Annotated in this window: 3 protein-coding genes; all 3 read left to right on the top strand. The window is 48.2% G+C overall.

Annotated features, from left to right (window positions below; all coding sequences use genetic code 11):
- Positions 1-274 precede the first annotated feature (274 nt).
- Positions 275-3,514 carry a non-ribosomal peptide synthetase gene (locus IQ211_RS14175; RefSeq protein ID WP_189760534.1) on the top strand — a complete coding sequence of 1,080 codons (3,240 nt, stop codon included), beginning with the start codon at positions 275-277 and terminating at the stop codon, positions 3,512-3,514.
- Between the two features lie 36 nt (positions 3,515-3,550).
- Positions 3,551-10,219 carry a non-ribosomal peptide synthetase gene (locus IQ211_RS14170; protein ID WP_189760535.1) on the top strand — a complete coding sequence of 2,223 codons (6,669 nt, stop codon included), beginning with the start codon at positions 3,551-3,553 and terminating at the stop codon, positions 10,217-10,219.
- Between the two features lie 4 nt (positions 10,220-10,223).
- A partial coding sequence (locus IQ211_RS14165) for a non-ribosomal peptide synthetase (protein ID WP_193836404.1) occupies positions 10,224-15,713 on the top strand: 5,490 nt, incomplete at its 3' end.

The following is a 15,713-nucleotide window of genomic DNA, read 5'->3' as shown; positions in this document are numbered from 1 at the left end:
TGTCAATCATCTTTCAAGAGGTGTCTTATATCTCTCCCGCTAAGCGAGGAGATGTAAATAATTAGATTGATTTGCAAGCTGCAACTTGAAGTTGGATTGGTATAAACATAACTTCCTAATCGGCAAGAAGGAATTAAATAAATATAAAAAATAAGACTGTTCTTTTTTATTAGAATGGTCAGTTATTTTTATTGTTAAAACCCAAGTGTGATTTTTTGTTTTATCAGTTCTCATGTTTTTATTTTTAATGTACCCATAAAAAGGGAGCTATAGAATGAATTACCCTGAAAAATTGAAATCATTCCCTTTATCAGAAGCTCAACGCAGCCGCTGGTTTCAATATCAAATTGACCCTGACAAACGCGGTCAAAATAATAGTGCATTTTGTGCACGCATTAAAGGATTAACAGCCAAGCGTTTAGAAGAAGCTCTCAATAAACTGGTACAAAGACATCCGATGCTGCGGGCAAGTTTTGGACTATACCACGGCGAATTAGGATATTGCATCGCAGACAGCGCTAACATCACACTTGCAGTACAGGATGCTCAACATCTTAGCGAAGAAACGCTTAAACAGCGTGTTCAGGACGATTGCTGGCATATGTTTGACCTGGCCCATCCGTTGCGGGTTTATGCCAGCTGGTATCAATGCAATCAACAAGAAAGTGTCATGGTCTTGACCTTTGATCATCTGGCCGTTGATGGCTGGTCTTATTGGATGCTGTTAGATGAACTTGATGCTCTGCTGTCGGCAAAACCCCTGGAATCCGCACCAGAAAACAGTTTCCACGATTATGTGGAATGGCAACAACAATGGCTAAAAAGTACCAGCGCTAAAAAACAACAACAATTCTGGCAAAACACATTGGCGGGTGATTTAGCTGTCTCACAATGGCCACCGAAAAACAGCCCCCTGCCCGCCACAGGAAAAATATCGTTAAAGAAAATCATTAACCAGTCACTGACGCACAAGCTACAAGCATTAGCACTAAAATATGACAACAGCCTATTTGCTGTTTTTCTGGCTGCCTACCAAATTCTTCTCAGCCGTTATACCGCAGTGGATGACGTCATTATCGGTTCTATCTTGCCGGGCAGAGGCCGTGCACGTTGGGGAAAATTAGTCGGCGAATTTATCAATCCGGTTGCTTTACGCTGCCAGATAAACCGTGATATGACCGTACAGGAACATATCACACAAGCGACAAAGACTATTCGGCAGGGTATTGAAAACCAGAAATATCCGTTCACCAAGATACTGGAACAACTAAAACTGCAACGCAATGCAGAAGTTCACCCCGTTTTCCAGACAGTCATGATATTCCAAAAAGCCAGATATATCGGTGACCTGACTACCCTCTGGATGGCGGAAGATGACGATATCACGGTACAGTGGGGGAATGCAGAGTTACGACCTTTCCCATATCTCCTCTATGCCGATGTCCCCGTTCCATTAATGATAAATGTCTTAGAATCTGGCGAGCATATCGGTTATACCTTTTATTACGACACGGCAATATTTGATGCAGCATTCATCTCCCAGCTTATGCAAAACCTTTTGACTCTGCTGGAAGCGATGGTAAACGACGAACAACAGACAATTGATCGTTTGCCATTGATGGATGAACAGGCACGTCAGCAAATCCTTCATGATTTTAACAATACGGATAAGCCCTTCCCGCAACACGACTTAATCCATCAATTTATTGAGCAACAAGCAGCACGCAACCCAACTGCCATTGCACTGCTATATGAGAATACGCAACTCAGTTATATAGAATTGAATCAGCGGGCTAACCAGCTAGCTCATGCCCTTGTCGCAACGGGAATTCATCACGATGATCGCGTCGCCGTTTGCATGGAACGTAGTTTGGATATGGTCATTAGTCTGTTGGGGATTTTGAAAGCGGGGGCGGCTTATGTGCCACTCGATCCGGAATATCCCACAGACAGGCTCGCTTATATCCTGTCAGACAGTGAACCTGTGATCCTGCTAACTCATCATAGCTTGCAAGAACAACTGCCCGTGACCGGAATTCCTGTCTGGTTTTTAGATAATCCCACCGTTCAGGCCAATATTACCCGCCAGGATAATGATAACTTAGAGGCCGCTTATTTAGGGCTGACATCACGTCATCTGGCCTATGTCCTCTATACCTCTGGCTCAACCGGACTCCCCAAAGGGGTGATGAATGAGCATCGCGGCGTGGTTAACCGTTTGCTTTGGGCGCAAGAGGCTTATCAATTAACTCCGCACGATTGCGTCTTACAAAAAACGCCGTTTAGTTTTGATGTTTCCGTCTGGGAATTCTTCCTTCCCCTGATGTCTGGTGCCCAATTAGTGATGGCTCGCCCCGGCGGTCACAAAGAACCGCATTATTTATTGGAAGAGATAGAACGCCGTCATATCACGACGATCCACTTTGTCCCCTCCATGTTGCAAAGTTTTCTCCATTACATTCCGGCCGGACGCTGCCTTTCCCTGCGCCAAATTTTATGCAGCGGGGAGGCGCTACCTTATGCCTTGCAACAACACTGTCTTTCTCACTTGCCTCACAGTGAACTGCATAATTTATATGGCCCTACGGAAGCAGCTATTGATGTCACGGCCTGGCAATGTGTTCCGGATCGCTATATCGGACAAGTGCCGATTGGACAGCCTATTGCCAATATCCAAATCTATATTCTCGATACTCATGGAGAAGCCGTTCCAATTGGTATGGCGGGGGAAATTTATATCGGTGGAGTGGGTGTCGCCCGTGGTTATTTAAACCTGCCTGAATTAACCGCTGAACGTTTTATTAACGACCCATTTAATGCCGATCCTGATGCTCGTCTGTATAAAACTGGCGATCTGGGACGTTGGCTACCGGATGGCAGTATCGCCTATCTGGGACGCAACGACTTTCAAGTCAAAATTCGCGGATTGCGTATTGAGCTGGGTGAAATTGAAACCTGCCTGACCCAGTGTGCGGGCATTCGTGAAGCGGTGGTGGTTGCCCGTGACAATGGACCCCATGACAAACGACTGGTTGCCTATTTGATCCCAAATCAGGATAGCACACCAAGCATTTCTCAACTGCGTGAACAATTAAGCCGCACTCTCGCCGATTACATGATACCGACTGCCTTTGTGGTAATGGAGGCGTTTCCTCTCTCGCCAAATGGCAAACTCGACCGCAAAGCTCTGCCTGCTCCCGATCATGCTGCTATGTCAAGTCGTGAATATGCGGCTCCAGAAAGCGAAACCGAAGCGCAGTTGGCCGCCATTTGGCAAACATTATTGGGGCTGGATCGGGTAAGTCGCTATGACAACTTCTTTGAGCTAGGTGGTCATTCTCTGTTAGTGCTACAGCTACAGTCGCAAATAAAACAAACATTTGATGTTGAATTATCTATTCATCAACTGTTTTCCCACCCAACCCTCTGTCAACTTGAAGAATGCATTATTGACTCTCTATTGCTGCAATTCGATTCAGAGTCTCTGCAAGATGTTTATAAATCAATGAATTAGGTTTTAATTTACCTTGTTTTAAATGGTGATAATCAAATGAATAATAACGAGCTTTCATCTCTACCATTAGCGGAACGCAGAAGACTACTTGAGTTAGCCAAATCAGCAAAAATAACCCGCCAATCGACACAAAAGACAACAATCACGGCTCAACCGCGTGATAACGGCGCGCCATTATCCTGGACACAACAACGTTTATGGTTCCTTGCTCAGTTAGATCCTGCTGCACAAACGGCATACCATATGTCAGTAGGGTTGAACCTGCAAGGCAAACTGAACCTGAATGCCTTGCAAGCAGCCTTGGATCGTATTGTGGCACGCCATGAAATTCTGCGTACCACTATCGTGACGGTAGAAGGCGAAGCCCAACAAATCATTCATGATGCAGATTGTGGTTTTCCCCTGATACAAGAAGATTTCAGCCAGTCCTATTCCGCAGGAACGGACTCAGAACAACAAGCGGCCATTGAAAAAATCGCCTGTCTTGAAGCAAACCAGCCTTTTGATTTTGTTCATGGCCCATTAGCACGGGGACGCTTGCTAAAACTGGCAGAAGATCAGCATGTCCTGCTGTTAACTCAACACCATATTATCTCTGATGGCTGGTCAGTCAGTGTCTTTATGCAAGAACTGTCCACACTTTATCGCGCATTCTGTCAAGGACAGCCTGATCCTATGCCCGCCCTGACCATTCAGTATGCTGATTATGTTCTCTGGCAGAAAAATGAGTTACAGGGAGAGGCGCTGGAAAAACAGGTCGAATTTTGGCGTAACACTCTGCAAGGTGCCCCCGCACTTCTGGAAGTACCTAGCGACCGTCCACGCCCCGCGAAGCAAAGCTATACCGGCGGACGTGTTAATATTATTCTTCCCTCCGCATTACAGACCGGTTTAAAAGAACTCAGCCAGCGTCACGGAACCACCCTATTTATGACGTTATTGGCGGGATGGGCTACATTGCTTAGCCGACTCAGTGGTCAGGATGATATTGTGATTGGCACTCCCATCGCCAATCGCCAGCAGCCTGAATTAGCCCCTTTAATCGGTTTTTTTGCCAATACATTGGCATTACGTGTGCAATTACATAATAACCCCAGCGTCAGTGAACTACTGGGACAAGTAAAAGAACAAGCAATCAATGCCTTTGTCCATCAAGACCTGCCCTTTGAACAATTGGTCGAGATCTTACAACCTCCGCGCAGCTTAAGTCATAGCCCCATTTTTCAGGTCATGCTGGCAACCAATAATACGCCGGGACAACGGCATTTTGAACTGCCAGGATTGGTATTAGATGAGCGGCCATTAATCAGGGATAGTGCTTACTTTGACCTGACATTAACCCTGGATGAAACTGAAAAGGGGTTAGTGGGTGATCTGGAATATGCCCGTGATCTGTTCGACCACGCCACGATTGAACGTATAGTCAGCCATTTAAACACCTTGCTGGTGGCAATGGTGGCTGATGATAGCCAGCGCGTGGCTGAACTACCGTTGATAACGCCCCAGCAACGCCAACAATTGTTGGTGGATTTTAATGACACAGACTTCACCTACCCACAAGATAAGTTGATCCACCAGCTCTTTGAACAACAAGCAGAATCGGGGCCTGATGCTATTGCCTTGGTGTACCAAGATACGCAACTAAGTTATGCCGAACTGAACCAGCGTGCCAACCAACTGGCCCACCGCCTGATTGCCTTTGGTATACGCCCAGATGACCGCGTGGCACTGTGTGTCGGGCGCAGCCTGGATATGATCATTGGCATGTTAGGCATTCTCAAAGCAGGGGCAGGTTACGTTCCATTCGATCCAGAATATCCTGCCGAACGGCTGGCTTATCAGTTATCAGACAGCACACCAAAGTTATTGTTGACCCAAACATATTTACAACCAAGTTTACCGCCAACAGCGGTGCCGATCTGGTTACTGGATGATGAAAATTATCTAAATGTTGCGGCACAACAGCCAACTCATAATCCTGATGCCAGCCAGTCAGCACACCATCTGGCCTATATTATCTATACCTCCGGTTCGACCGGATTGCCTAAAGGGGTGATGCTGGAACACCGTAATGTCGTCAACTTTATTCATGCTCAACATCAAATCAGCCACCCCCAACCAGGGGATCGCATTCTGCAATTTGCGACCATGGCATTCGATACCTCCGTCTCAGATATTTTCCCGACACTGGCTGCGGGGGCAACTTTAGTCCTGCGTCCTGCCCATATCCGTGTACCGGATATAGGATTTATCGATTTTTTACAGCAGCAGAAGATCACCATTATGGATGTGCCGACTGCGTTCTGGCACCAATGGGTACAGGAGATGAAAGCCGATCGTACAGGTTTCAGCCCTTACCTGCATACGGTGATTGTCGGTGGTGAGAAAGCGGAATACCGCCATTGGGTAGATTGGCAATCATTGCCCGAAACGCAACGCTGCCGTTGGATCAACACTTATGGCCCAACTGAAACCACCGTGATCGTGACTTCATTGATCCTAAATGGTGACACCCCTACTGAGATTATCCATAGCATTCCTATTGGCCGCCCCAATGCTAATTCCCGTATTTATATTCTCGATCCCTTCGGTCAACCTGTTCCCATCGGTGTCAGTGGAGAGATTTATATTGGCGGCGCCGGTGTCGCTCGTGGTTACTTAAACCGACCAGAACTGACGGCAGAACGCTTCATACCCGATCCGTTCAGCAAAGAAGCTAATGCCCGTCTATATAAAAGCGGCGATCTGGGGCGCTGGCTGCCGGACGGTAATATTGAATATTTAGGACGCAATGATTTTCAGGTCAAGATACGTGGCTTCCGTATTGAATTGGGAGAAATCGAAGCGCAATTGGCAGCTTGCGACGGAGTTAAAGATGTTGTCGTCATTGCCCGTGAAGAAACGGCTGGCGACAAGCGTCTGGTTGCCTACTTGATACCACAACCTGGTGTTACGCTCACTCCTTCCCACCTGCGTGAACAATTGAGTATCCACCTGATGGAGCACATGATCCCCAGTGCATTTGTCATACTGGACACCTTCCCCCTGTCCGGCAGCGGTAAATTAGATCGTAAGGCTTTGCCTGCACCGGATCGTACTGCCATTGCCAGTCGTGAATATGAAGCCCCTCAAGGGGATATTGAGCAGAAACTGGCAGAAATCTGGCAATCCCTGCTAGGACTGGAGCAAGTGGGACGTCATGACCATTTCTTTGAGTTGGGTGGTCACTCTTTACTGACAGTACAGATGGCAACCCGCTTGCGCCAGATTTTCAACCGAAAAGTGGACTTGCAAGATCTATTTACTCATCCCATTTTGTCCGATTTGGCACAATCACTGGATACAACCAATCAACCAGTACAACATGCCACACAACCGGTGATATTACCCGCCGACCGGCAACAAGTTCTGCCACTCTCCTGGGCACAACAACGCCTGTGGTTCCTGGCGCAGTTAGATCCTGCCGCCCAAACGGCATATCACATCTCTGGTGGGTTACGTCTGCAAGGCCAGTTAAACCTGAATGCACTGCAAGCGGCTTTGGATAAGATCGTTGCCCGCCATGAAATTCTGCGCACAACGATCAAAATGGAGGAGGGTATCGTCCGGCAAGTCATTGCCGATGCGGAGCGTGGCTTCAAGTTGACCATTAAAGATCTCAGTCAGTTAACTGAGACAGAAAAACAGGCGGCTATTGATACAGCCGCTCAATTTGAAACTAACCATCCCTTTGATTTTGCCCTAGAGCCATTAATTCGCGGACAATTGCTAAAACTCGCCAATAATGAACATGTTCTGTTGTTGACTCAGCACCACATGATTTCGGATGGCTGGTCATTAAACATCCTGATATATGAATTCACCACCCTCTACCGTGCTTTCATTCAGGGGCAAAACGATCCACTGCCTGCACTGACAGTGCAATATGCTGACTATGCTCTCTGGCAACAACAATGGCTACAGGGTGAAGTGCGGGAAAAACAGGTCAGTTTCTGGCGAGAAGCCCTGCAAGGCGCCCCAGCGTTACTGGAACTGCCAACAGACAGGCCACGCCCTGCGGCTCAGAGCTATCATGGCGATCAAGTGGCATTCACCCTTTCACCTGCATTAAGTGATGGCTTAAAGGCATTGAGCCAGCGCCATGGTGCCACATTATTTATGACATTGCTGGCTGCATGGTCAATCTTGCTTGCCCGCATCAGTGGTCAACACGATATTGTTATTGGAACCCCGATCGCTAACCGGCAGCACAGTGAATTAGAACCGTTGATTGGTTTCTTCGCCAATACGCTGGCACTCAGGATAAAACTGGAAGATAACCCCACCGTTAGCACGTTATTGGCACAAGTCAAAGCCCATGCACTGGCAGCTTATGTACATCAAGACTTACCCTTTGAACAATTGGTCGAAGCGTTGCAACCGCCACGTAGCTTGAGTTATAGCCCGATATTTCAGGTTATGCTCGCGCTGGATAACACACCGATACAACAATCCCTTGAATTACCCGGTTTAGTGCTGGATGAGTTGCCGTTGGCCCGCAGAAGCACCCATTTCGATCTGTCACTTTCCATGAACGACACCAATAATGGGTTAGTTGGCGAATTGGAATACGCCAGTGATCTGTTCGATCGTGCCAGTATTGAACGGCTGGCACGCTACCTGCAAACCCTGTTAGCCGCGATGGTGGCTGATGATGCTCTGCGGATACAAGATTTACCGTTGCTGCAACCGCAACAACGCAAGCAAGTATTAGTGGATTTCAACCATACCGCTCAACCCTATCCACAAGACAGGTTGATCCACCAATTATTCGAGCAACAAGTGGAACAAACACCTGATGCGATCGCATTAGTGTTTGGTGATAACCAACTCAGTTACGCCGAACTGAATCGTCATGCTAACCAGTTGGCTCACCATTTGATTGCGTCTGGCGTCCGTCCCGATGACCGTATCGCTATCTGTGCCGACCGCAGCCTGGATCTGATCATTGGTCTGTATGGCATCCTTAAAGCGGGTGCGGGTTATATTCCCCTTGATCCAGAGTACCCGACAGAACGACTGGCTTATCAGTTGTCAGACAGCCAACCTGCCTGGCTGTTAACTCAGTGCCATTTACAGGCACGTTTGCCGACGCAGGATATACCGACCTTATTGATGGATGATGACGCCCATCGTAACGCGCTAGCACAACAACCTATTCATAACCCTGATGTTCGCCAACTGGGGCTTCAATCACACCATCTGGCCTATATTATCTATACTTCTGGCTCTACCGGACAACCCAAAGGGGTGATGCTGGAACACCGTAACGTAGTGAATTTTATCCATGCTCAACGCCAGACCAGCCAGCCACAATGGGGTGATCGTATTCTGCAATTTGCGACCATCGCCTTTGATACTTCAGTATCCGATATTTTCCCGACCCTGGCCGCCGGCGCCACACTGGTTCTGCGTCCACCCCATATCCGAATACCAGATGCGACATTTGTCACCTTCTTGCGCGAGCAGAAGATCACCATCATGGATATGCCCACTGCCTTCTGGCATCACTGGGTACAGGAGATGATGGCAGGTCGCAGTGGTTTTAGCCCCTATCTGCACACCATTATTGTCGGCGGCGAAAAAGCAGAACATCGTCATTTAATAAACTGGCTGTCTCACCCGGAAACACAATCCTGCCGCTGGATTAACTCCTATGGCCCGACTGAAACCACCGTTATTGCCACAACCTTAACCGTAGATCATCTGACGATAGATAACACGCAAGTTCCATATCTCAATGACAATATTCCGATTGGTCACCCATTACCCAATACCCGTATCTATATTTTGGATACCCTCGGTCAACCGGTTCCTATTGGTGTCCGTGGTGAAATTCACATCGCTGGTTCAGGTGTTGCACGGGGTTATCTGAATAAGCCGGAGATGACAGCGGAGAAATTTGTCACCGATCCATTCAGCGCACAGCCAAATGCGCGCATGTACAAAACCGGTGACTTAGGACGCTGGTTGCCAAACGGTATGATTGAATATCTGGGACGCAACGATTTTCAGGTCAAGATACGCGGGTTCCGCATTGAATTGGGGGAAATTGAAGCACAACTCGCCACCTGTGAAGGCGTCAGAGATGCTGTAGTCATCGCCCGTGAAGAAGAAACCGGCGACAAACGTCTGGTAGCTTACGTCATTCCACAATCCGGTTTCACACCAGAAGCCAATCGCCTGCGTGAACAACTCAATAACCGTCTGGCTAGTTATATGGTGCCTGGTGCGTTTGTTGTGCTGGAAGCCTTCCCGCTAACCGGAAGCGGCAAATTAGATCGCAAAGCACTGCCAGCACCGGATCGTTCCGCCATCGCCAGCCGTGAATACGAAGCGCCCCAAGGTGAAATCGAACAGCAAATTGCCGCTATCCTACAGAATTTATTGGGACTAGAACAAATAGGACGCCATGACAGCTTCTTTGATCTGGGCGGAAATTCCCTATCAATCATTCAGTTAATGGCAAGATTACGTGATGCATTCCATCTTGAAGTGTCTATTCAAGACATATTTACCCATCCAGAACTTTCTGAACTCGCCGAGCTTATCGCATCAAGACAGATCGAAACCTTTTTCGCACAAGAAGACATCGAATTGCTGCAAAAAGAATTGGAAAACTTGTCCGAAGATGAACTGCGTGCCCTGCTAAATGGAGATAATTAATTAAATGAGTAACAAAGAACTAAGCCTGCTTGAATTAAGACAAGCAGTACTCCAGAAAAAAATTAAAGAACGCATTGAAAACCGTCAGATTGAGGAAAAAAAGCAGATCAGAGAAAAAAGGCACATTATACCGAGAAACGCTGATCAGCAAACGCTTCCCCTCTCCTGGGCACAGCAACGCTTATGGCTCCTGGCGCAGTTAGATCCAGCAGCACAAACGGCATATCACATTCCAGGCGGTCTGCGTCTGCAAGGTTATCTGAATTTAGATGCCCTGCAAGCTGCATTAAACAGAATTGTTGCTCGTCATGAAATTCTGCGCACGACTATCAAGATGGTCGAAGGCCAAGCTTTGCAAGTTATTGGTAAACCAGATAGCGGCTTCTCTTTGGCAGTGGAAGAGCTCAGCCATCTGCCTGCGGAAAAACAACAAATTACCATCGAAGAGATAACCCAGCGTGAAACCAGCCAGCCATTTGACTTTGCGCAAGGCCCCCTAATCAGGGGGCGCTTGCTGCGACTGGCTGCAAATGAACATATCCTGTTATTAACCCAGCATCATATTATTTCCGATGGTTGGTCCCTTAACATCCTGATGCACGAGCTTTCCACGCTTTATCATGCGTTCAGCGAAGGACAAGGTGATCCCCTGCCCGCTTTGACACTCCAATATGCTGACTATGCCCTTTGGCAAAGAGAGTGGCTACAGGGAGAATTATTGGAAAAACAGGTGAATTTCTGGCGCGATGCGTTACAGGGTGCTCCTGCACTTTTGGAACTACCAACAGACCGGCCACGCCCAGAGCAGCGAAGTTATGCCGGAGGGTATGTTGATATTACTCTGTCACCGGAATTAAGTAGTGGATTAAGAAACCTTAGCCAGCGTCACGAGACAACATTATTCATGACCTTGATGGCGGGGTGGATTACTTTACTTTCCCGTCTTAGCGGGCAGAAAGATCTGGTGGTTGGCACACCTGTCGCTAATCGGCAATATAGCGAATTAGAGCCGTTAATTGGCTTTTTTGTTAACACGCTGGCTCTGCGCATTCAAATAGATGACAATCCAACGGTCAGCGCTCTGCTAGCCAGGGTCAAGGCACATGCACTAAATGCCTACGCACATCAAGATCTGCCATTTGAACAATTGGTGGAAGTGCTAAAACCACCACGTAGCCTCAGTCATAGCCCGATTTTTCAGGTGATGATGTCAGTGGATAATACCCCTGGACAGCAGAATATAGCATTGCCGGATATCACCATTAGTGAAATCAATCTGGCTGAAAACAGCTCGCATTTCGATCTGTCTCTCTCAATAAATGATACCGAAAATGGCTTAGTGGGTGGCCTGGAATATTCCAGTGATCTGTTTGACCATGCCAGCGTTGAACGTATCGCCAGTTACCTGCAAACCCTGCTGACCGCGATGGTTAAAGATGATTCGCAACCAGTGGAAAGTTTACCCCTATTGCAACCATACCAACGCACTCAAGTGTTAGACGATTTCAATGATACGGCCTTCCCATATCCACAAACATTATTGATCCATCAACTGTTTGAACAACAGGTGGAACAAACCCCTGACGCCACCGCATTAGTGTTTGGCGATAGCCAACTGGGTTACGCAGAGCTAAACCGTCATGCTAACCAATTGGCACACCATTTAATCGCTTCGGGTGTTCGTCCTGATGATCGCGTAGCAATCTGCGCTGATCGCAGTCTGGATATGATCATCGGTCTGTACGCCATTCTTAAGGCTGGCGCCGGTTACATTCCACTCGATCCGGAATACCCGGCTGAACGTCTGGCCTACCAGTTATCAGACAGCAAACCGGTGTTATTGCTGACCCAACAGCATCTACAGACTCATTTGCCAATACAGGGTATTCCTGTCTGGCTGCTGGATGATCAATATAATCGGGATAACGTGGCAAAACAGCCAGCCCATAATCCCGATACTGATCAATTGGGACTGAAGCCGCATCATCTGGCTTATATCATCTACACTTCCGGCTCTACCGGCCAGCCTAAAGGCGTGATGCTGGAGCATCGCAATGTGGTGAACTTTATCCATGCTCAACATCAAACCAGCAAACCACAATTGGGGGATCGTATCCTGCAATTTGCGACTATCGCCTTTGATACCTCGGTATCCGATATTTTCCCCACCCTGGCCTCTGGTGCGACACTGGTGCTGCGTCCGCCCCATATTCGGATACCGGATATGACTTTTGTCACCTTCCTGCGTGAGCAGAAGATCACCATTATGGATATGCCGACGGCTTTCTGGCACTTGTGGGTACAGGAGATGATGGCCGGCCGCAGCGGTTTTAGTCCCCACCTGCATACCCTGATTGTAGGCGGTGAAAAAGCGGAGTACCGTCATTTGATCAACTGGCTGTCTCATCAGGAAACCCAATCCTGCCGCTGGATTAACTCTTATGGCCCAACGGAAACTACGGTGATTGCCACCACGCTGAAATTGGATCACCAAAATTTACCCCAGCTTAAAGGGGTTATCCCGATTGGTTATCCGTTGCCTAATACCCGTATTTATATTCTGGATACGCACGGCCGGCCGGTTCCCATTGGCGTTAGTGGTGAAATTCATATTGCCGGTGCCGGTGTAGCCAGTGGTTACCTCAATCGCCCCGATTTAACCGCGGAAAAATTTGTATCTGATCCATTTAGCCCACAACCTGATGCCCGTATGTACAAAACCGGCGATCTGGGACGCTGGTTACCCGATGGCGCAATTGAATATTTAGGGCGCAATGATTTTCAGGTCAAGCTACGCGGGTTCCGCATTGAATTGGGGGAGATTGAGACTCAACTGGTGGCTTGCGCAGGCGTCAGCGATGCTGTGGTGATCGCCCGTGAAGAAGAAAGCGGTGACAAGCGTTTAATTGCCTATGTGATCCCAGAAACCGGTATGACACTTAGTCCGGCTGAATTACGCAAGCAACTGAGCAGCCGATTGATGGAACATATGCTACCCAGTGCCTTTGTTATGCTGGATGCCTTCCCGATGTCCGCCAACGGTAAACTGGATCGCAAGGCCCTGCCAGCACCGGATCAAAGCGCTATTGTCAGCCGTGAATACGAAGTGCCACAAGGAGAAACTGAACAAACTCTGGCCGCAATCTGGCAATCCCTGCTGAATGTAGAACAAATCGGACGGCAAGATAATTTCTTTGAACTAGGCGGACATTCACTACTCGTGGTCAATTTAATTGAGCAACTGCGTCTTCACGGCCTGTCTCTGGATGTCAACGCGGTCTTCTCTGCTCCCACACTGGTAGCCATGAGCACCCTAATTCGTCACCATGATACTCAATCCACGCCTCTACAGGACGTACCGCCTAACCTGATTAAAGAAGGCAGCACCATCATTACCCCAGATATGCTGCCACTGCTGGAATTGACCCAAGACCAGATAGATCAGATTGTTTCCCATGTAACAGGCGGTATCTCTAACGTCCAGGACATTTATCCATTGGGGCCATTGCAAGAAGGTATCCTGTTCCACCATTTGCTGGAAACGGAAGGTGATCTCTATCTGGACAACCATTTGATGATTTTCGATAGCCGGACACGGCTGGAGAGTTTCTTGCAAGCATTGCAGCAGGTGATTGATCGGCACGATATTCTGCGCAGCGCTGTTTACTGGAAAGAGCTTCTTAAACCCGTACAAATCGTCTATCGTCATGCACCATTGCCAATCATTGAGCTCACACTATCGACAGAAGAACCCCCAGAAACCCAGCTACGCCGCCTCACCGATCCCCGTGCAATACGGATGGATATTACTAAAGCACCACTGTTAGTTGCTCATATAGCCAACGATCCAACTTCTGGTAAGTGGCTACTCTCCTTGCTGTATCACCACTTAGTGTGTGATCACATATCACTGGATATGATATTCAGTGAAATACAAACCCTGCTTTTGGGGGAAAGTGAAAATTTACCTACGCCACTGCCTTACCGAAACTTTATCGCGCAGATCCGCAATGTGCCTTTAGAGGTTCATCAGAACTACTTCCGCGAATTATTGGGTGATGTGGAAGAACCCACACTGCCGTTTGGGTTGCTTGACGTACAAGGTGGCGGTCTCAATGAGATAGTGGAAAACGTTCTCACGCTGGATAGCAAGCTGGCCCAAAATCTCCGTGATTGCGCCCGTCAATTGGGGATGAGTGCGGCCGTACTGTTTCATGTGGCCTGGGCGCAGGTGCTGGCGCGATGCAGTGGACGGAATGATGTCGTATTCGGTACTGTTCTGCTGGGACGGTTACAAGGTGGGATTGGTGCCTCCGAAGTGCTGGGGATGTTTATTAATACCTTACCTATTCGCGTTAAGTTACAGGCCCGTACCGTTAAGCAGGCAGTACAAGAAACTTATCAGCAGCTAACCGCATTATTGGACCATGAACAGGCACCTCTGGCGGTTGCCCAACGTTGCAGTGGTATTCAGGCACCATTGCCACTGTTTAACAGTCTGCTTAATTTCCGTCATAGCCCACGCGAAGATGAACAAGTGGCTGCAATGGCGTGGGAAGGTATTGACGAGATCGAGAGTGAAGAGCGCAGTAACTACCCCTTATCACTGGACATTGATGATTTTGATGATGGATTTGCACTGACCGCACAATGCAGCCAGCAAATTAATCCGGTGCGCATTACTGCCTATATGAAGACGGCACTGGAAGGGATTGTGGCCGCGCTGCAATATGCGCCTGAACAAGCCATTGAGTCAATCGATATCTTGCCACGGGCCGAACGTACCCAACTGCTGGAAACATTTAACGATACCGTTGTTGAGTATCCGCAAGATACCTTAATCCATCAACTGTTTGAACAACAGGCGGAACAAACCCCTGACGCCACCGCGTTAGTGTTTGGCGAAAACGAACTGAGTTATGCGGCACTAAACCGTCAGGCTAACCAACTGGCACACCAACTGATTGACGCGGGGGTACGCCCCGATGATCGTGTGGCAATCTGTGTTGACCGCAGTCTGGATTTAATTATTGGTCTGTACGCTATTCTTAAAGCGGGGGCCGGCTATGTGCCGCTTGATCCCGAATACCCGGCCGAACGTCTGGCGTATCAACTGTCGGACAGCAAACCGGTGTTATTGCTGACACAGCACCCTTTACAGGGACTGTTGCCAATATCAGATATGCCCGTCTGGGTGCTGGACGATGAAAGCCACCGCAATAACGTAGCAAAACAGCCGATCCATAATCCGGATATTCAACTTCAACCCCATCATCTGGCTTATATTATCTATACATCCGGCTCCACCGGCCAGCCCAAAGGCGTGATGCTGGAGCACCGCAATGTGGTGAACTTTATCCATGCGCAACACCAGACCAGCGAACCACAATCAGGGGATCGTATCCTGCAATTTGCGACTATCGCCTTTGATACCTCGGTATCCGATATTTTCCCTACCCTGGCCGCCGGTGCGACACTGGTTTTGCGACCGCCC

Origin of the sequence: Xenorhabdus griffiniae (assembly GCF_015163655.1) — a bacterium.
In the GTDB taxonomy this organism is placed as follows: Bacteria; Pseudomonadota; Gammaproteobacteria; order Enterobacterales; family Enterobacteriaceae; genus Xenorhabdus; species Xenorhabdus griffiniae.
Note: the sequence above shows the minus strand (reverse complement) of the source record. Positions and strands in the feature narration are given on the sequence as shown.